The organism is Spirillospora sp. NPDC000708 (genome assembly GCF_040299565.1).
Classification (GTDB): domain Bacteria; phylum Actinomycetota; class Actinomycetes; order Streptosporangiales; family Streptosporangiaceae; genus Spirillospora.
This window is the reverse complement of the sequence record NZ_JBEPCJ010000004.1, coordinates 24036-42288: the sequence shown is the minus strand read 5'-3', so window position 1 is coordinate 42288 and position 18253 is coordinate 24036. Positions and strand designations below refer to the sequence as shown.

Below are 18253 nucleotides of genomic sequence, written 5' to 3'. Positions count from 1 at the left end.
ATCCGCTCCGGGTCGTAACCTGCATAATCGTGAGCGATACGGGAACGGGGCTGGACCGCGTCCACTCGGTGGGCGGGTGCCTCATGCGCATCGCGTACGGCGGTTTCGCCTCGCTGTACCTGCTGGCCGGGCTGATCGCGGTCCACCACGAGCTGCCGCAGATCTGGCTGATCGCGTTCGCCGCGGTGGCCAACGCCGCGGCCCTCGCCCCGGACCGGTGGCGGATCCGCGCGGCGGTCGGCGCGGGCGCGCTGTCCCTGCTCGGCACCCTCTACATCAGCACCGCCGTCGACCTGCACCACAGCAACCCCGGCGTGGCCGCCGAGATCGGCGGGCTGCTCATCGTCATCGCCCGGGCGGTCTGGAAGGCGCCCCGGGACCGGCTCGTACCGCTCGCGGTGCTGCTCGGCGCGGCGGTGCTGGCCCTCCCGCTGCGCTGGGCACCGGTCGCCGCGCTGGTGTTCACGGCGCCGCTCGGCATCACGGTCGCGGTCGCCCTCGGCGTCGGGCTCTACCTGCGCGCGGTCGACGCCCGCCGGGCCCGGTCGCTCGCGGCGGCGCGCCGCGACGAGCGGCTGGAGCTGGCCCGCGACCTGCACGACTTCGTCGCCCACCACGTGACCGGCATCGTCGTCCAGGCGCAGGCCGCGCGGTTCGCGGCGCGGTCGGGCGCCGCGCAGTCGCCCGAGCGGCTCGACACCATGTTCGCCGGGATCGAGAAGGCGGGCACCGAGGCGCTGACGTCGATGCGGCAGATGGTGGGGCTGCTGCGGGACGCGCAGCACACCGGCGCCGCCGACGGCGAGGCGTTCGGCGCCGCGGGCACGACGGCGGGCGCGACGGGCACGGCGGGCGGGGCGGCGGGCGAGGCGGCGACCCGGCCGGTCGGCGACCTCGGCCGGCTCCGCGACCTGGTCGCCGGGTTCGCCGACCCGCCCGCCACCCTCGCACTCGCGCCCGACCTCGGCCCGCTGCCGCCCGAGGTCGCCGCCTCGGTGCACCGGGTGGTGCAGGAGTCGCTGACCAACGTGCGCAAGCACGCCGCGGACGCCGCGTCCGTCCGGGTCGCGGTCGCGCGGGCGGCCGGCGGGTCGGTCGAGGTGAGCGTCCGCGACGACGGGCAGGGCCGGGGCCGGCGGCTGCCGTCCTCGGGATTCGGGCTGGCCGGGCTGTCCGAGCGGGTGGACGCGCTCGGCGGCCGCCTGCGCGCCGGCCCCCGCCCGGAGGGCGGCTGGGAGGTCGTCGCGCTCCTCCCCGCCGCCGCGAAGGAGTGACCCGCGGCCGTCGGCCGCCCGGCGCCGAGAGCAAGGCAAAATGATCCCGTGACCATCCGCGTACTGATCGCCGACGACCAGGAGATGGTCCGGACCGGGTTCCGGATGATCGTCGACTCGCAGCCCGACATGGAGGTGGTCGGGGAGGCGGCCGACGGCGCCGCGGCCGTGGCGCTGGCCCGGCGGCTCCGCCCGGACGTGTGCCTGTTCGACATCCGGATGCCGAGGATGGACGGCCTGGAGGCGACCCGGCTCGTCGCGGGCCCCGACGTGGCGGACCCGCCGCGGGTGGTGATCGTCACGACGTTCGACATGGACGAGTACGTGTACGGGGCCCTGCGCGGCGGCGCGGTCGGGTTCCTGCTCAAGGACAGCGGGCCGGCGCTGCTGGTCGAGGCGGTGCGGGCGGCGGCGAACGGGGAGGCGCTGGTGTCGCCGTCGATCACCGTCCGGCTGCTGGAGAACCTGGCGCGCCCGCCCGCCGCGCCCGCGCCGCCCCGCGAGCAGCCGACGGAGCGGGAGCTGGAGGTGATCCGGCTCGTCGCGCGCGGCCGCACGAACGAGGAGATCGCCGGGGAGCTGTTCGTGTCGCTGTCCACGGTGAAGACGCACCTCGGCAGCGTGCACCGCAAGCTGGGCGCGCGGAACCGGGTCGAGGTCGCCGCGTGGGCGTGGGAGTCTGGCCTGATGGCCTAGCGGCTTCCGGACGGCGGCACGGCGCCGCGGCGCGCACATCGGAGGAGCACGGGGGAACGGCACTGGCACCGGAGTCGATCGACGGCATCCCCGTGACCGTGGTGGTCATCTGGATCCTGTGCGCGGCCGGCTGGGGCGTGGTCCTCGCGGGGCTGCGCCGCGGGCTGCGCGGCCGGGAGCGGGGCCCGGCGCTGTTCGCGCACACCGTCACCCCGGCGGGCGTCGTCCTGACGTTCGCGGTGCTCGGCTACGGGTCGCTGTACGCGACGATCGCACTGGCCGCGGAGTGGTGGTCGCTGGCGGCGGTGACGGGGTTCCGGCCGGCCCGGCTCGTGGCCGGTGGCGGCCTGCGGCGGCTGGCCGCGTGGCTGCTGGTGACCGCCGCCGTGACGTATGTGACGGGACGCCTCGTCCTCGGCCGGTAGCGGCGGGCCGCTCCTGAAGATCCCCTGGAAGAGCGCGAACCCTTCCGGGTCCAAGGCGGTCAAAGATACGTAGTATCCGAAGCAGCGAACGGTAAAAAAGGCCCCTCGGAGGTGAGAACCATGCCGTGTGCGCTATGCGGCGACATCATCCCGTCCGAGGTCGCCCGGTGCCCGGCATGCGGGGCCTGGGCGCGGCGCCGCGACTTCCGCGCCGTCGGGGTGGCGGTGTTCATGCTGCTGGGCTTCGACGCGTTCGTCTCGCTCGGGTCGGGGATCAGCCTGCTGCGGATGGCGCGCCCGCTGCACGACGCGACCCATGACACCTACAACGCGTCCGTGACGGACAAGGCCCTCGCGCCGTACCAGGACGTGTTCCTGATCGGCGCGATCATGGCGGCGGTCACCGGGATGCTGTACCTGGCGTGGCTGTGGCGCGCGTACGGGCAGTCGCCGGGGCCGCACCGGCATCACCGCGCGTGGGTGCTGTTCGGCTGGTTCTGCCCGGTGGTGAACCTGTGGCTGCCGCCGCGCATGGTCTACGAGGTGTGGGTGAACAGCGGCCGGTACCGGACGACGGAGCGGCACGCGGCGGGCCTCGTCGTGGCCGGCTGGTGGGCGTGCGCGCTGGTCGCCCTGCTGCTCGCCCGGATGTTCGGGCACGGCAGCGTCGACACGCTCGCCGACGCCCGGTTCGACGTGCACGTGGGCGTCGCCGCGTCCGCGTTCCAGGCGCTCGCCGCCGCGCTGTGCATGGCCACCGTCTTCCAGATCACCCGCCTCCAGGTGAAGAGCGACTAGCGGCTAGTTCGGGGGCGGGCCGGACGACCCTCCGCTGGTGTGCCAGAGGGGCGCGCGCGGGGGACGTTTGACGGCGGGTCCGGCATGGCCGATGTCGGAGTACGGGGACATCGCGAAACCGGTCGGCTGGACGACGCGGCGGCCGACCGGGCGGGCCTGCGGTCCGCGGCGGGCCATGGCGGCGCGGACGGCGTCCGGGCCGCCGCGCCGCCACTCCTCGGCGAGGGTGTTCAGGTCCCAGCAGGCGGTCGCGGTGATCGAGACGGCGCGGGCCCCGGCGCGCCGGACGCGGCCCCGGACGACCAGCAGCCACGAGCCGAACACGGTCGCGGCGCAGCGCTCCTGCACCGACTCGAAGAAGGCCAGGTCGACGGGGCCGGTGGAGTCGTCCAGCGTGGCGAAGATGACACGCTGGCCCGACCGGACCGCCGGGGTCTGCGTCGCGACCTTCACCCCGGCGACCAGGACGTCGGATCCGGCGGGACGGTCCGGCAGCGCGGCGGCGCGGACGATCCCGAGGCCGTCGAGGAGCCCGTCGTAGAAGCCGAGGACGTGTCGGCTGACGTCCATGCCGAGGACGTCCAGCTCGGCCTCGACGATCTCGGCGGGCGTCATCGGCGGCAGCTCGCCGAGGGGGACGGGTTCGGCGAGGCCGAGCTCGACGCCGGACAGGTCGCCGTCGCCGTCCTCGTGGCCGAGCGGCAGCTGCCCCTCGACGGGCGCGGCGCCGGAGCGGCGGGGCCGGGAGGTGACGCGGTCGAGGGCGCCGACCCGGCAGAGCAGGTCGCGGCGGGGCACCGGCCCGCCGCCGGGGCCGGACGGGTACAGCGCGTCGAACGCCCCGGCGAGGACGAGCCGCTCGGCGGTAGGGCGGGACACCCGGGCGCGCCGCCAGAAGTCGGTCAGCGACGCGTATGGCCGCGCGCCGACGATCGCGCCGACCTCGGCGTCGCTGATGCCCCTGACCTCGTTCAGCGCGACGCGGATCCCGGTGGCGCCGCCCGCGGAGACGGGTTCGGCGTGCCATTGCGGCGCGGACCGGTTGACGTCCAGCGGCAGGATCGGGACGCCGAAGTGCCGCGCGTCGTCCAGGATGACCCGCTTGGGGTACATGCCGGGGTCGTGGGTGAGGACGCCGGCGTAGAACGCGGCGGTGTGGTGCCGTTTCAGCCAGGCGGACTGGTAGGTCGGCAGCGCGAACGACGCGGCGTGCGCCTTGCAGAACCCGAACGCGCCGAACGCGGTGAGCGTCCGCCAGACCCGTTCGACGGTCGGCTCGTCATAGCCGCGCGCGAGGGCCTTCTCGCGGAACCAGGCGCCGACGACGGCCTGGCCGCGCTCGTGGTTCAGGCTGCGCCGCGCCGCCTCCGCCGTCGACAGCCCGCAGCCGGTCATCACGTCGAGGACGCGCAGCACCTGCTCGTGGAAGACGACGACGCCGAGGCTCTCCCGCAGCACCGGTTCGAGGTCGGGATGCGGGTAGTCCGGGGCGCGGGTCCCGGCGCGGGCGTCCAGGAACGGCGACACCATGTCGGAGTTGACCGGTCCGGGGCGGAACAGCGAGATGTCGATGACGAGGTCGTCGAGGTTCCACGGCTGGAGCCGGCCGATCAGCTCGCGCTGGCCGGGCGACTCGATCTGGAAGCAGCCGAGCGTGCGGGACGTGCGGATCAGCGCGAAGGTGTCGGGGTCGTCGCGAGGGACGGCCTCCAGGTCGATCTCCTCGCCGGTGGTCCGCGCGACCTCGGCGACCGCGTGCGCCATCGCCGACTGCATCCGGACGCCGATGACGTCGAGCTTCAGCAGGCCCATCGCCTCGACGTCGTCCTTGTCGAACTGGCTCATCGGGAAGCCGAGCGCGCTCTGCTCCACCGGCACCCGGTCGCGGAGCGTCGCGTTGGACAGCAGCACCCCGCACGGGTGCATCGCGATGTGCCGGGGCAGGCCGTCCAGGCGCTCGGCGATGCGGAACAGCACGTCGAGGCGGCCCTGCGACAGGTTGCTCTGCCGCAGCTCCGGCAGGTCCCGCAGGGCGGCGCCGATCTGGCTCGCGCGGATGTGCGGGAACGCCTTGGCGATCGCGTCGATCTCCTGCGGCGGCAGCCCGACGGCGTTGCCGACGTCGCGGATCGCGCTGCGCGCCCGGTAGGTCTCCATCATCGACACGCACGCGGTGCCGTCGGCGCCGTACCGGTCGAACAGCGCCTCGTACGCCTCCAGCCGCCGCGCCGACTCCACGTCGAGGTCGATGTCCGGCAGGCCCTCGCGGCTGTCGGCGAGGAACCGCTCCATGACCAGGTCGTGCCGGAGCGGGTCGAGGTCGCCGATGCCGAGGAGGTGGTTGACCAGGCTGCCCGCGCCCGAGCCGCGGATCGCGCAGCGGATGCCGCGCGACCGGATCAGCGCGGCGGCGTCGGCGACCGTGAGGAAGTACGAGGCGAGCCCCTTGCGGGCGATCACGCCCAGCTCGTCGGCGAGCCGCGCCTCCGCCCGCCGGGACCCTTCGAGCCCGCGCCGGGCCATCCCCTCCGCGCAGCAGGCGGCGAGCCGGGCGTGCGGGTCCGCGCCCGCGTCGGGCAGATGCACCGCGTCCATCCCCAGGTCGCGGCCCGGATCCAGGACGCACCGCTCCGACAGCCGCCGCGTCTCGGCGAGCAGCTCGTCCGCCTCGTCCGGGCCGCAGGCGAGCTCGGCGACCCGGCGCATCTGCGGCACCGACTTCAGGTAGGCGTGCCCGGTGCGGTCGTCGAGGTGCCGGCGGTCCAGCGGGACGAGCCGCCGGGTCACGTCCAGCACCTGCGCCACCGGATGGTCGGCGGGCTCCAGGTACCGGACGGCGTTGGCGAGCACCGCGGGCACCCCGGACGCGCGGGCGAGCGCGAGCGTCCGCGCCGCCCGGTGCCCGTCCCCCACGTCGTGGTGGTCCACGATCTCGATCACCGTCTCGGCCGTCGCGCGCCAGGCGTCGAGGAGCCGGGACGCGAGGTCGGGGCGCCGCGCCGCGACGGCCTTTCCCACGTCGGAGGCGGGGCCGAGGAGGACCACGAGGCCCTCGGCGTGCGCGCCGATCATCTCCCGGGTCGTCACCGGGTGCCCCCGCTCGCCCGCCGCGTGCGCCGCGGTGACCAGCCGGCACAGCGACCGCCATCCGGCGCGGCCCTCGGCCAGCACCACGACCCGCTCGCCGCCGGCGAGGCCGAGGTCGGCGCCCACGACCGCGCCGATCCCCGCGGCGTCGCACGCCTGGACGTGCCGCACCGCGCCGTACAGGCCGTCCCGGTCGGTCAGCGCGAGCGTCTCCAGGCCGAGGTCGGCCGCGCGCGCGGCCAGCGCGGCGGGCGGCGCCACGCCGTACCGGAGCGAATACGCCGAAGCGACGTGAAGGTGCACGTCAATCCCATACCCGGGATAGCAGCCAGCTGTCGGACGCCGCGTCGTAACGCAGCTCGTAGACCCCGATCTCCCGGTCCGGGGTCGCCTCGACCCGCCAGAACTCCCGCTCGCCGGTGGCCTCGCCGTCGGGATGCTGCTCCCGCCACCAGTCGCGGGTCGTGACCCAGTGCTCCAGGACCCGCCGGACGCGGTAGAGCCGGCCACGCCAGACGAACCGGACCGGACGCCCGTCGCTCACCCAGACGTCCACCGGGTCGCCGAACACGCGTGTCATCTGCCTCCCCCTCGTGCTCGCCGCACGGGGGAAGGAGCATGCGGCCGTTCGAACATACGTTCGCGACCGAGTCTAGAGACCCCGGCGACCACCGGGCAAGGCGGGGTCCGCGCGACCGCCGGCACGGCCCCCGGCCGACGCCCTGGTCACGCCACCGACGCGCTCCACCTCGACCGATGATCCGGCCCCGCGCCACCAAGGCCCGACGCGCTCCCGGCCCGCCGCCGAGGCCGGCGCTCCCGGCGCCCCCCAGCCAGCGATCCCGACACAACCACCTAGACCGGCGGACCGGCGGACCGGCGGGACCACCTCAGCCGGCAGCCCAGCCACGCGGCGACCAGAACCGTCGCGATCGCGAGCGAAGCCGGATTCGAGCGGAGCGAGAATCCGATCGCGCAGCGAGCCCCCAGGGCGAGTCGAAGCGATGCAGCGATCGCACGCAGCGCCCGTTGAAGGAAGGCCCTCTAGGGCCTGACGCCAAGGGCGATGCAAATAGACACAGCGACGTCGGGGGCGGTGGTGACGTCGGCCATGCCGCCGCCGGGCCAGAGGTAGGACCAGCCGGTGCCGACCGGGGTGGCGACGACCATGACCTGCCGGTCGGCGCCCGCGCCGTGGACGCTGAGCACGCTCTCGCCGGGTCCGGCGAACCGGCAGGTCAGACCCCGGGCATGGAGTTCGCCCGCCAGGGCCGCCAGGTGCCGGCGACGCACCTCGGCGATCTCTCGTCCCTCGACTACAGACACCCGTATCAGCCGCCTCAGCATGGACCGGACCGTCTTGCCGGGCGACCTTGGGCGATCGGGCGGCGACGGTTGGTGACCGGCTCTCAGGATGACCCGAACCGGCGCGCCGCGCAGGGAAACACAGAGAGTCGGACGGTGTTCTCCCTGTACGGGTTCCAGCGAACGGAACCCGGTTCGGATCCGGAGGGTACGTCCGTGATAGAAGCCTCTCTGAGACGGGCGTCCGGCGCCCGGCCCGGATAAGGAGTCAGCCGATGACCGCCGCCCCCGCCGGCGAGGAGCCGGATCCACCGGAAGGCGATCCGCCGGAGCACGAGGACGCCCCGCACCGCGCCGGGCACGAGCTGTCCGGGCTGCGCGAGCGCAAGAAGCAGCGGACCAGGCTCGCGCTGATCGACGCGGCGCTCGAGCTGTTCCTCGCGCAGGGCTACGAGGCCACGACGATCGACGAGATCGTGGCGGCGGTGGAGGTGTCGCAGCGCACGTTCTTCCGCTACTTCGCCACCAAGGAGGACGTCGTCACGAGCTTCCTCGCCGAGCACGACCAGGTGCTGGAGGACGCGCTGGCGGCGCGGCCGCCGGAGGAGCGCCCGTTCACCGCGTTGTTCGAGTCGCTGCGGGTGGTGCTGCGCACCATCGCGGGGAGCGATCCGGCCGACAGCGAGCGGTTCCGCCGGGTGCGGCAGGTGATCGAGGCGACGCCGACGCTGATCTCGGCGCAGATGGCGCGGTACAAGGCCGCGGAGAGCAAGCTCGCCGACGAGATCGCGCGGCGGGAGGGCGTCGACCCGCTCGCCGACCTGCGGCCCCGGATCGTCGTGGCGTTCTACTCGTCGGCGACGCGCGTCGCGTTCGAGGACTGCGCGCGGCAGGACATCTGGGACCCCGAGACGGTCGCGGCCCGGGTCGAGGAGGCGGTGGCGCTCGTCGAACGCACGATGCGCGACTGGGTCTGACGGAATAGCCCGCGCGGGCACCGGGTTCGCCGTTGTCGTAGGTTCCCCGAACGGCAGGAGTGGAAATGCGTGCGATCGTCGTCTCCGAGAGCGGCGGCCCCGAGGTGCTGGTGCCCGGCGAGCGTCCCGACCCGGTGCCCGGCCCCGGTGAGGTGCTCATCGACGTGGCGGCGAGCGGCGTCAACTTCATCGACGTGTACTACCGGACGGGCGCCTACGCGCAGCCGCTGCCGTACGTGCCGGGCGTGGAGGGCGCGGGGACGGTCGCGGCGGTCGGCGAGGGCGTCGGCGATGTCGCGGTGGGCGACCGGGTGGCGTGGTCGAACGTGCAGGGCTCGTACGCGCAGAAGGCCGTGGTCCCGGCTGACAAGGTCGTGCCGGTCCCGGACGGCGTCGGCCTGGACGACGCGGCCGCCTCGCTGCTGCAGGGCATGACGGCGCACTACCTGACCCGTTCGGTGCACGAGGTGAAGCCCGGCGACACCGTCCTCGTGCACGCGGCGGCGGGCGGGATGGGCCTGCTGCTCACCCAGGTCTCCAAGGCGGCGGGCGCGCGCGTCATCGGGACCGCCTCGACGCCGGAGAAGAAGCGGACGGCGCGCGAGGCGGGCGCCGACGAGGTGCTGGACTACGACGGTTTCGCCGACCGGGTGCGGGAGCTGACCGGCGGCGAGGGCGTCGCGGTGGTGTACGACGGTGTGGGCGCGCCCACGTTCGACGGCAGCCTGGCGAGCCTGCGGCGGCGCGGCGTCCTCGCGCTGTACGGCGCGGCGGGCGGGAAGGTGCCGCCGTTCGACCCGCAGCGGCTGAACGCGGCCGGGTCGCTGTTCCTGACCCGGCCGACGCTGGCGCACTACACCGCGACCCGCGAGGAGCTGCTGGAACGCGCCGCCGATGTGTACGGCTGGATCGCGTCGGGCGCCCTGGAGCTGCACATCGGGAAGCGGTACGACCTCGCCGACGCGGCCACCGCGCACGCCGACCTGGAGGCGCGCCGCACCACCGGGAAGCTGCTCCTCGTCCCCTGACGATCATCCCCTAATGATGATCAGCGGGCCGCCGGCTCCCCTAACCTTGCCTCCATGACGACTCAGACCGCCGACCCCCTCGATCAGGACGAGCCCCGCGTACTCGGGCCCTACCGCCTGCTCGGCAGGCTCGGCCGCGGGGGCATGGGCACCGTGTACCTGGCCGCCGAGCCGGACGGGCGCCGGGTCGCGGTCAAGGTCGTCAACCGCGAGCTGGCCGGGGAGCCGGCGTTCCTCGCCCGGTTCCGCCGGGAGGTCACGGCGGCGCGCCGCGTCCACCGGTTCTGCACCGCGCCCGTGCTGGACGCCGAGCTCGACCAGGACCCGCCGTACGTCGTCACCGAGTACATCGACGGCCCCAGCCTGGAGGCCGCCGTCCGGGAGCGGGGTCCGCTGCCCGGCTCCGACCTGGAGGGTCTGGCGGTCGGCGTGGCGACGGCGCTCGCGGCGATCCACGGCGCCGGGATCGTGCACCGGGACCTCAAGCCCGCCAACGTCCTGCTGTCGTCCACCGGCCCCCGCGTGATCGACTTCGGCATCGCCCGCGCCTTGGACGCCCCCGACGGCCCGACCCGCACCGGCCAGTTCGTCGGCACCCCGTCCTACATCGCGCCCGAGGTGCTGCACGGCGGGCCGGTCGAGCAGGCGTCGGACGTGTTCGCCTGGGGCTGCGTCATCGCGTACGCCGGGACGGGCCGCCCGCCGTTCCAGGGCGAGTCGGTCGCGGACACGTTCCGGCGGATCGGCGCCGAGGAGCCGGTGCTGGACGGCCTGGACCCGCGGCTGCGCGCGATCGTCGGGTCCGCGCTCGCCAAGGACCCGCGGAGGCGGCCGACAGCCGAGCGGCTCCTCGCCCGGCTCGTCGGGCAGGAGGCGGCCGATCCGGCGCGGACCGCGGAGACGGTCTCGGCGGCCTGGCGGCGTCCGGAGGGGGCGCCCGCCCCGCCGCCGCCCGCGCCCGCTCCCGTTCCCGCACCGGCGGAGGTCCCGGAGCCGCGTCCCGCCGAACCGTCCGACGGCGGAGCGCTCGGCGACGGCGCGCCCGCCGCCGCGCCGCCCGCGAAGGCCGCCGCCTCCCCCGGGCCGGACGAGGAGACCGTCGTGGTCGACCTGCCGTTCCCGGAGGTGTGGCGCGGGCCGCGGCGCTGGTTCACGCTGCTGCGCGGGCTGCTGGTGATCCCGCACCTGCTGGTGATGCTGCTCATGTACACCGCGCTGGTGCTGGTCATGCTGGTGAGCTGGGTGGTCATCCCGTTCACCGGCCGGTACCCGCGCCCGCTCTACGGCCTGGCCGTCGGCTGCCAGCGCTGGTCGAGCCGCGTCGTGGCGTACGCGTTCGGGCTCACCGGCGAGAAGATCCCGCCGTTCCGCACGCTGCCCCGCGCGCGCCGGGGCCGCTGACCCGCCGGGCCCGCCGGGCCCGCCGGAACCGCCTGGACCGGGCGAACCCGGCCGGTCCTTCGCGCGTCTGAAACGTCGGCGGCCACTAGGGTGCTACCCGAAACCACCGGCAACGTCCGGAAACCTCCTCCCAGGAACTTCACACCAATGACCACGCACGCAGGAGAGAACGGCGAGGCCCTGCGCCCCGACGACCCCACCGGGCTCGGGCCCTACCGGCTGGTGGGACGGCTCGGCCGCGGCGGCATGGGCACGGTCTACCTCGGCGAGGAGGCCGGCGGGCGGCGCGTCGCCGTCAAGGTGATCAACCGCGAGCTGGCCGGGGAGGCGCCGTTCCGCGACCGGTTCCGCCGCGAGGTGACGGCCGCGCGGCAGGTCCGCCGGTTCTGCACCGCGCCCGTGGTGGACGCCGAGCTCGACCGGGACCCGCTGTACGTGGTCACCGAGTACATCGACGGACCGAGCCTGGAGAGCGCCGTCCGGGAGCGGGGCCCGCTGCCCGGCTCCGACCTGGAGGGCTTGGCGGTCGGCGTGGCGACGGCGCTCGCGGCGATCCACGGCGCCGGGATCGTGCACCGCGACCTCAAGCCCGCCAACGTCCTGCTGTCGTCCACCGGGCCCCGCGTGATCGACTTCGGCATCGCCCGCGCCCTCGACGCGGCCGACGGCCCGACCCGCACCGGCCAGTTCGTCGGGACGCCGAACTACCTGCCGCCCGAGCTGCTGCGCGGCGAGCCGGTCACCCCGGCCTCCGACGTGTTCTCCTGGGGCTGCGTCGTCGCCTACGCCGGGACGGGCACCGCGCCGTTCTCCGGAAGCACCGTCCCTGAGATCTTCTACCGGGTCGCGCACGACGAGCCGAAGCTCGACGGCCTCGACCCGGGCCTGCGCGACATCGTCGCCGCCGCGCTCGACAAGGACCCGCGGAACCGGCCGTCCGTCCAGGAGCTGCTCGGCCGCCTGGTCGGCGCCGGGCAGACGCCCGACCCGGCCGTGCTCGCGCAGACCGTCCAGGCGAGCTGGCACGGCGCCGGGACGGACCAGACCGTGCAGGCGCCGCACGCTCACCCGGCCCCCGCCACGCTGTTCGAGGCGGACGCCACGCGCCGCGACCCCGGTCCGGCCGGGGGGCCGGGCAGCGGGCCGGGCGGTTCCGGCGGCGTGCCGAAGCGCCCGCTGATCATCGCGGGCGCCGCCGTCGCCGCGCTGGCCGTCGTCGCCGCGGTCGTGGCGTTCACCGTGCTCCGCCCGGACGGCCCGCCCGACAAGCTCGCCACCGTGTTCAGCGACGACTTCTCCAGCCAGGACTCCGGCTGGAGCGGCGGCGCCTACACCAGCCAGTACGGCTACCAGGACGGCAAGTACTGGCTCGACGTCGACAACTACAGCTCCTCGCGGTCGCGGGACGTGCCCAAGGACCCCAAGGACGTCCCGGAGAAGATGCTGATGACCGTCACGGTCACGGTCTGGCAGGGCGCGCCGGACGCGCACTACGGCATGGCGTGCCGGTCGGGCGACGACGGCAAGCAGCAGTACACGTTCCTCGTCCGGCACGACGGCAAGGGCGCGACGCTCCGCAAGACCAGCGCCGCCCTCGGTTCCAAGGAGCTGGCCTCGCCCGACTCCGTCCCTGGCTTCGCCAAGAAGGGGCCGAACAAGCTGCAGGTCGCCTGCGAGGGCGAGGACGGCGGCAAGAAGGTCCGGCTGCGGCTCTGGGTGAACGGGAAGCAGGTCGTCGACAAGACCGACGCCGACCAGCCGCTGCCGAACGGCGGGGCGAGGCTGCAGATCGAGCGGGGCGGCAACCAGGCCGACAAGAGCGTCGTCGGCTTCGACGACTTCGACCTCTCCAAGATCACCGGCTGACCGGGGGCACCCGGCCGGGCCGGCGTCGTCACCGGTCGGCGGGCAGGTACCCGGCGATCCACCGGGCCAGCTCGGCGAACACCTCGCCGCGGGCGGGCTCCGCCGACAGCGTCAGGTCGTGCAGCCCGCCGTCGATCCGGACGAGGGTGACGTGCGGGCCGAGCCGGGGCGCCCACTTCGCCATGTGCGCGACGTCCAGGACGGCGTCGGCGCCGGTGACGTCGAGCACCTTGCGGGTGGGCCGGACGCTGCGCGCGGACGCCATCACCAGGACGGGCACGTCGATGTCCAGCCCGCGGTGCGCGCGCAGCTGGCCGCGGCGGATGGCGGCGAGCCACGCCGCGCGCACCGGGAACCCCTCGATCGGCTTCCAGGCGAGGTCGAAGTCCCACTCGCCCTCGTGGTCGCGGTGGATGCTGCGCGGGTACCGGTCGCTCACCCCGGCGGGCAGCGCCGCCTTCGGGAACCGGGGCCGCAGCGCCCGCGCCAGCCCGGCACCGATCGTGCGCATCGGCGCCGACTCGTTGATGTCGAGGAACGGGCTGTTCAGGAACACCCCGTCGACCAGGCCCTTGCCCTTCGCCCGGTCGGCCCAGAGCGCGGCGATGAGCCCGCCGGTGGAGTGCCCGTTCAGCAGCAGCGTGCCGTGCCCGTCCACGTCCCGGACGATCCGGACGGCCTCGTCGATCTCCGGGAAGTACTCCGTCAGGCTCTCGACGTAGTTCGGGGTCTGGTGCGGCCGCAGCGACCGCCCGTACTTGCGCAGGTCGAGGGCGTAGAAGTCGAAGCCGAGGCCGAGGTAGAAGTCGGCGAGGTGGGCCTGGAAGAAGTAGTCGACGAACCCGTGCAGGTACAGCACGGCCCGGCGGGACGGCTCCGCGCCGCGCCGCCGGACGAGGGTCGCCACGACCTCGCCCTCGGCGTCGTGTCCCATCGGCAGCTCGATCGCCTCGTATCCGGGGCCGAGCACGTCCTCCGTCACGTCCATCGCGTCTCCTTCGCCGTACCGCCCGCCCACAGCGTACGGCCAGGGCGCGTGCCGCTCGGAGCCCCCTATCCGGACGTCCGATATGTCGGTCGCAGAGGTCCGGAAGTCCCCTAAGGTGAGTGACGACCCCGTCACGGGTCGCGACCCCCGGCAGCGGACACGGAACCAGGAGCGATGACCGACACCACCGACGACCGCTCGACCCGGCTGCGGACGGGACTGCGCCGCCGCCACATGACGATGCTCGCCATCGGCGGCGCGGTGGGCGCGGGCCTGTTCGTCGGCAGCGGCGCCGTGATCGGCACCGCCGGGCCCGCCGCCGTCGTCTCGTACGCGGCGGCCGGCGTCCTGGTGCTGTGCGTGCTCCGGGCGCTCGGCGAGATGGTGGTGGCGCGGCCGGTCGCCGGGTCGCTCGCCGAGTACGCGCGGATGGCGCTCGGCCCGTTCGCGGGATTCACGATCGGCTGGCTGTACTGGTACCTGTACGTGATCCTCGTCGGTGCGGAGGCGACGGCCGGCGCGGCGATCCTGGCGGGCTGGATCGACCTGCCGCAGTGGTTCCTCGCCGCCGCGCTGCTGGTGGTGATGACGGCGGTCAACCTGGTCTCGGTCCGCTCGTTCGGCGAGTTCGAGTTCTGGTTCGCCTCGATCAAGGTCGCCGCGATCCTGGTGTTCCTCGTGCTGGGCGTGCTCTGGGTCGCCGGCCTGTGGCCCCACTCCCCCGGCGGCCTGGACGTGCTCACCGGGCACGGCGGCTTCGCCCCCAACGGCGTCAAGGCGATCTTCACGGCGATCGTGGCGGTGATGTTCGCGTTCGGCGGCACCGAGATCGTCACGGTCGCCGCCGCCGAGAGCGAGGAGCCCGGCCGCGCCGTCGCGAAGGCGACCGGCAATGTGCTGTACCGCGTCGCGCTGTTCTACGTGCTGTCCATCCTGCTCGTCGTGTCGATCCTGCCGTGGAACGACGCCAAGGTGCTGACCAGCCCGTTCGTCAGCGCCCTGGACCGGCTGGACGTGCCGGCCGCCGGCACCGTGATGCAGGCGGTGATCCTCACCGCGGTGCTGTCGGTGCTGAACTCGGCGATCTACGTCTCGTCCCGGATGCTGTACGTGCTGACCCGGGACGGGGACGCGCCCGCCGGGCTGGTGCGGCTGAACCGGCGCGGCGTCCCCGTCCGCGCGATCCTGCTCGGCACGGTCGCGGCCTGGGCGGCGGTGATCGCCTCGTACACCTCGCCCGACCAGGTCTTCAAGTTCCTGATGAACTCGATCGGGGTCATCCTCGCGTTCGTCTACGTGTCGATCATGCTGTCCGAGCTGCGGCTGCGCGCCCGGCTCCGGCGCGAGGACCCGGGCAGCCTCACCTACCGCATGTGGCTGTACCCGTACCTGTCGTGGCTGGTCGTCGCCGCGCTGCTGGCGGTGCTGGTGTCGATGGCGTTCATGCACGCCCAGCGGTCGCAGCTGATCGCCTCGCTCGTCAGCCTCGCGGTGGTCGCCGCCTGCTACCCGCTGCGCGCGCGGTTCGGCCGCAAGCCGCCCGTCACCGCTCCCCCGGCCCTCACGAAGGCGCCCTAGTCCTTCCTGCCGGTCGCGGCGATGGCGACGCCGAGGCCGATCATCATCAGGCCGCCGGTGCCGCCGATCGCGGCGAGCCGGCGCGGCGACCGGGCGAACCAGCCGCGCGCGGCGCCGGCGGCCAGCCCCCAGCAGCTGTCGCACAGCAGCGCGATCACCACGAAGATCAGCCCGAACACCAGCATCTGCAGCGGCACGTGCCCGCGCCCGCGGTCCACGAACTGCGGCAGCACCGCGGCGAAGAAGACCGTCGTCTTCGGGTTGGTGGCCCCGACGACGAAGCCCTGCCACAGGTCGCGGGCGCGGCTGCGGCCGGACGCGCCGCCCGCGCCGCCGATCGCCTCGGTCAGCGACCGGCGGTGCCGGAACGCCTGGACGCCGAGGTACACGATGTAGGCGGCGCCCGCGAGCTTCAGGGCGGTGAACACCACGACGGACCGTTCCACGATCGAGCCGATCCCCAGCGCGACGGCGGCGACCAGCGCCAGCGCGCCGATCTCGTTGCCGACGACGCTGGTCAGCGCGGTGCCGCGGCCGTGCGCGAGGGCCCGGCCGACCACGAACAGCACCGTCGGGCCGGGGATCACGATGATGGCCAGCGCCATCGCGGAGAAGGCGAGCAGGTGCCCGGTCGACATCATGGACGAACAGTACGCACCGGACTTCCCGCCCGCCCACCGGTTTTCACGCGGTCTCGACCCGCCAGGTCGCGCCGGACGCCTCCAGGAAGCCGAGGAGATCGGCCGGGTCGAACGCCTCGGCGGGCGTGCGGGTCCCGGCGGGCGCCCCGTCCGCGACGAGCCGCCGCGCGCCCTCGACCGCGATCACCGCGGTGGTCCCGTACGCGTCCGTCCCGGTGACCACGCCGCGCACGGTCCGTCCGGACGGGTCGGACGCCTCGGCCAGCATGAGCCACCTGGCGCCCGCCCGGGACGCCTCGTCCGGACGCTCCGGGACGCTCTCCACCGCTTCGCTGGTCAGGCTCCCGAACAGGGCGGCGACCTCGGTGCGGATCGCGGCCCGGACGCGCCGCGCCCGCACATGGCGCGGGACGGTGACGACGCCGGGCAGCGCGAAGGGCGCGACCGCGACCTTCTCCGGCTCGCCGGGCAGGGCGATCGTCCGGCCGGTATCGCCGGTGGGCGCGGGGACCCAGTCCCCGTCGCGGAACTCCAGCGGCGCCGCGCCGTCGGCCGCCGCCATCGACCGCGCGGTGCCGCGCGACACCGCGCCGGGCCGCCGCAGGTCGGCGACCAGCAGGTCGTCGACGTCGTCGAGGCGGGCGGCGACGAGCGCGGCGATCAGGTCGCCGGGCCCGCCGTCGTCGGCCAGGCCCGGGACGACCGTCACCCCCGCGCGCGCGGCGTCCGCGCCGAACGCGTCGAGGACGTGCCGCAGGTAGCCCTGCTCGCCCGTGGTGTCGACGTAGTGGCATCCGGCGGCGATCGCGGCCCGCACGACCGGTTCGCCCCACAGCGCGAACGGTCCCGCGCAGTTGATCACGGCGTCGCAGTCGCGGAACGCCTCGGCGAGGACGGCGTGGTCCCCGAGGCCCGCGATCCGGAGGTCGGTGTCCGGCGCGCCGGCGCGGTCGGCGGCCGCGCGCAGGCGCTCGCGGTCGCGTCCCACGGCGACGGCCGCGATCCCCCGGCGGCGCAGTTCGGCGAGCGCCAGCCCTCCGGTGAACCCGCTCGCTCCGTAGACGGCGATTCTCATGGTGCCTCCCTGTCGATGTGCTCTCTGCGATCACCGTAGGGAGAGCGTGAGAGACTCCCCATGCCCGAGGATCCAGCCACCATGTCCATTCGTCTCGCTGCTGATTGTCTCGCGATACGGTCGGACACATGGACGTGCTCAGCGACGCGATCTCCGCCATGCGGCTCGGGCGGCCGCACTCCTCGCGCACCGTCCTGGACGCGCCGTGGGGCGTGCGGTTCGAGCCGCAGAAGGGCGCGGGCTTCCATGTGCTGCTCAGGGGCGCCTGCTGGCTGATCCCCACGGTGGGCGATCCGGTCCGGCTCGGCGTGGGAGACGTCGCGTTCCTGCCGCGCGAGCTGGGCCACGGCCTCGCGGACGTCCCGGACCGCCCGCTGGCCGACGCGCGCTCCCTGATCCGCCCGCAGGCCGCAAGCGGGCTTGATACCGACGGCCACGGCACGGACGGCCGTACGGAGATGCTGTGCGGCGCGTACCGGCTCGACCAGTCCCGGGTGCATCCGCTGCTCGCCGAACTCCCCGACGTCGTCCACATCCCGGCGCGGATCGGCAGGCATCCGTCGCTGCGCGGCGCGATCGAGCTGCTCGGCCGCGAGCTGGACGGCGGGACGCGGCACGGCGGTGACGCCGCGCTGCCCGCGCTGCTGGACATCCTGCTGCTCTACATGGTGCGCGCCTGGTACGAGGACCGTCCGGCGGACGAGGCGACGGGCTGGGCGGCGGCGCTCCGCGATCCGGCGGTCGCGGCGGCGCTGCGGGGCGTGCACGACGAACCGGGCCGGCCGTGGACCGTCCGGTCGCTGGCCGAACGGGCGGGGCTGTCCCGCGCCGCGTTCGCGCGCCGCTTCACCGCCACGGTCGGCGCGCCTCCGCTGGCGTACGCGACGTGGTGGCGGATGACGGTCGCCGCGCGGCTGCTGCGGGACACCGACCTGCCGCTGCGGGCGGTCGCGGAACGGGTGGGGTACGCGTCGGAGTTCGCGTTCGCGAAGGCGTTCAAGCGGGAGTTCGCGGAGGCGCCGGGACGGTTCCGGGACGCGGCGAGCGGAGATGACCGGCCCTGGCCGGACGAATGATCGTGACCTAGGCCATATTCCCGGCATACGGTGATCGC

Annotated in this window: 16 protein-coding genes; 10 read left to right on the top strand and 6 right to left on the bottom strand. The window is 74.6% G+C overall.

The features are described from left to right. Nucleotides 1-29 precede the first annotated feature (29 nt). The 4 genes from ABT299_RS04505 (at nucleotide 30) to ABT299_RS04490 (ending at nucleotide 3193) form a co-directional block, all read left to right on the top strand. The gene (locus ABT299_RS04505; protein WP_500249745.1) at nucleotides 30-1274 is read left to right on the top strand and encodes a sensor histidine kinase; all 1245 of its coding nucleotides are present in this window, start codon (nucleotides 30-32) and stop codon (nucleotides 1272-1274) included. 48 nt (nucleotides 1275-1322) lie between these two features. Continuing rightward, on the top strand, nucleotides 1323-1970 hold the full coding sequence (locus ABT299_RS04500) for a response regulator (RefSeq protein ID WP_190868439.1): 648 nt from the start codon (nucleotides 1323-1325) through the stop codon (nucleotides 1968-1970). Between the two features lie 92 nt (nucleotides 1971-2062). Beyond that, the gene (locus tag ABT299_RS04495; RefSeq protein WP_347257147.1) at nucleotides 2063-2395 is read left to right on the top strand and encodes a hypothetical protein; all 333 of its coding nucleotides are present in this window, start codon (nucleotides 2063-2065) and stop codon (nucleotides 2393-2395) included. A 120-nt stretch (nucleotides 2396-2515) separates the two neighbouring features. Then, nucleotides 2516-3193: a DUF4328 domain-containing protein gene (locus ABT299_RS04490; protein WP_190868438.1), complete on the top strand. Its 678-nt coding sequence runs from the start codon at nucleotides 2516-2518 to the stop codon at nucleotides 3191-3193. A gap of 3 nt (nucleotides 3194-3196) precedes the next feature. Here the strand turns inward: ABT299_RS04490 and ABT299_RS04485 are convergent, their stop codons facing one another. From ABT299_RS04485 to ABT299_RS04475, 3 genes are all read right to left on the bottom strand, one after another. Continuing rightward, nucleotides 3197-6583 (bottom strand): DNA polymerase III subunit alpha, encoded by a 3387-nt coding sequence (locus ABT299_RS04485; protein WP_500249744.1) that lies wholly within the window; start codon nucleotides 6581-6583, stop codon nucleotides 3197-3199. Between the two features lies 1 nt (nucleotide 6584). Further along, nucleotides 6585-6860: a DUF6504 family protein gene (locus tag ABT299_RS04480; RefSeq protein ID WP_190862441.1), complete on the bottom strand. Its 276-nt coding sequence runs from the start codon at nucleotides 6858-6860 to the stop codon at nucleotides 6585-6587. Between the two features lie 464 nt (nucleotides 6861-7324). Continuing rightward, entirely contained in the window at nucleotides 7325-7627 is a 303-nt protein-coding gene (locus ABT299_RS04475) for a hypothetical protein (RefSeq protein WP_190862443.1), read from the bottom strand. A 233-nt stretch (nucleotides 7628-7860) separates the two neighbouring features. Between ABT299_RS04475 and ABT299_RS04470 the strand changes: the two genes are divergently transcribed. The 4 genes from ABT299_RS04470 to ABT299_RS04455 all read left to right on the top strand — a co-directional run bounded on the left by ABT299_RS04470 (nucleotide 7861) and on the right by ABT299_RS04455 (nucleotide 12857). Then, entirely contained in the window at nucleotides 7861-8562 is a 702-nt protein-coding gene (locus tag ABT299_RS04470; protein WP_500249743.1) for a TetR family transcriptional regulator, read from the top strand. 65 nt (nucleotides 8563-8627) lie between these two features. Then, nucleotides 8628-9590, top strand: coding sequence for a quinone oxidoreductase family protein (locus ABT299_RS04465; protein ID WP_387029090.1), 963 nt, complete (start codon nucleotides 8628-8630; stop codon nucleotides 9588-9590). Nucleotides 9591-9644: 54 nt separating this feature from the next. After that, nucleotides 9645-10991 (top strand): DUF4389 domain-containing protein, encoded by a 1347-nt coding sequence (locus tag ABT299_RS04460; RefSeq protein WP_500249742.1) that lies wholly within the window; start codon nucleotides 9645-9647, stop codon nucleotides 10989-10991. Between the two features lie 147 nt (nucleotides 10992-11138). After that, the gene (locus tag ABT299_RS04455) at nucleotides 11139-12857 is read left to right on the top strand and encodes a serine/threonine-protein kinase (protein WP_500249741.1); all 1719 of its coding nucleotides are present in this window, start codon (nucleotides 11139-11141) and stop codon (nucleotides 12855-12857) included. A gap of 28 nt (nucleotides 12858-12885) precedes the next feature. Here the strand turns inward: ABT299_RS04455 and ABT299_RS04450 are convergent, their stop codons facing one another. Next, nucleotides 12886-13845 carry an alpha/beta hydrolase gene (locus tag ABT299_RS04450; protein ID WP_500249740.1) on the bottom strand — a complete coding sequence of 320 codons (960 nt, stop codon included), beginning with the start codon at nucleotides 13843-13845 and terminating at the stop codon, nucleotides 12886-12888. Between the two features lie 174 nt (nucleotides 13846-14019). Between ABT299_RS04450 and ABT299_RS04445 the strand changes: the two genes are divergently transcribed. Continuing rightward, nucleotides 14020-15423 carry an amino acid permease gene (locus tag ABT299_RS04445; RefSeq protein ID WP_387029096.1) on the top strand — a complete coding sequence of 468 codons (1404 nt, stop codon included), beginning with the start codon at nucleotides 14020-14022 and terminating at the stop codon, nucleotides 15421-15423. On the opposite strand, the gene ABT299_RS04440 is transcribed toward ABT299_RS04445, so the two are convergent. Both ABT299_RS04440 and ABT299_RS04435 read right to left on the bottom strand, forming a co-directional pair. Continuing rightward, a complete protein-coding gene (locus ABT299_RS04440) occupies nucleotides 15420-16064 on the bottom strand; it encodes a LysE family translocator (RefSeq protein WP_190862457.1) in 645 nt (214 codons plus the stop codon). The genes ABT299_RS04445 and ABT299_RS04440 overlap by 4 nt on opposite strands. Before the next feature lie 43 nt (nucleotides 16065-16107). After that, nucleotides 16108-17139, bottom strand: coding sequence for a saccharopine dehydrogenase family protein (locus ABT299_RS04435; RefSeq protein ID WP_500249739.1), 1032 nt, complete (start codon nucleotides 17137-17139; stop codon nucleotides 16108-16110). A 128-nt stretch (nucleotides 17140-17267) separates the two neighbouring features. Here ABT299_RS04435 and ABT299_RS04430 point away from each other — a divergent pair, with 128 nt between their 5' ends. Beyond that, nucleotides 17268-18215, top strand: coding sequence for an AraC family transcriptional regulator (locus ABT299_RS04430; protein WP_500249738.1), 948 nt, complete (start codon nucleotides 17268-17270; stop codon nucleotides 18213-18215). Nucleotides 18216-18253: the final 38 nt, after the last annotated feature.

Coding starts and splice junctions, on each gene's coding strand:
- ABT299_RS04470 (WP_500249743.1), top strand. CDS start 7,861: ATGACCGCCGCCCCCGCCGGCGAGGAGCCGGATCCACCGGAAGGCGAT.
- ABT299_RS04430 (WP_500249738.1), top strand. CDS start 17,268: ATGGACGTGCTCAGCGACGCGATCTCCGCCATGCGGCTCGGGCGGCCG.
- ABT299_RS04455 (WP_500249741.1), top strand. CDS start 11,139: ATGACCACGCACGCAGGAGAGAACGGCGAGGCCCTGCGCCCCGACGAC.
- ABT299_RS04480 (WP_190862441.1), bottom strand. CDS start 6,860: ATGACACGCGTGTTCGGCGACCCGGTGGACGTCTGGGTGAGCGACGGG.
- ABT299_RS04460 (WP_500249742.1), top strand. CDS start 9,645: ATGACGACTCAGACCGCCGACCCCCTCGATCAGGACGAGCCCCGCGTA.
- ABT299_RS04450 (WP_500249740.1), bottom strand. CDS start 13,845: ATGGACGTGACGGAGGACGTGCTCGGCCCCGGATACGAGGCGATCGAG.
- ABT299_RS04445 (WP_387029096.1), top strand. CDS start 14,020: ATGACCGACACCACCGACGACCGCTCGACCCGGCTGCGGACGGGACTG.
- ABT299_RS04465 (WP_387029090.1), top strand. CDS start 8,628: ATGCGTGCGATCGTCGTCTCCGAGAGCGGCGGCCCCGAGGTGCTGGTG.
- ABT299_RS04490 (WP_190868438.1), top strand. CDS start 2,516: ATGCCGTGTGCGCTATGCGGCGACATCATCCCGTCCGAGGTCGCCCGG.
- ABT299_RS04435 (WP_500249739.1), bottom strand. CDS start 17,139: ATGAGAATCGCCGTCTACGGAGCGAGCGGGTTCACCGGAGGGCTGGCG.
- ABT299_RS04440 (WP_190862457.1), bottom strand. CDS start 16,064: ATGATGTCGACCGGGCACCTGCTCGCCTTCTCCGCGATGGCGCTGGCC.
- ABT299_RS04475 (WP_190862443.1), bottom strand. CDS start 7,627: ATGCTGAGGCGGCTGATACGGGTGTCTGTAGTCGAGGGACGAGAGATC.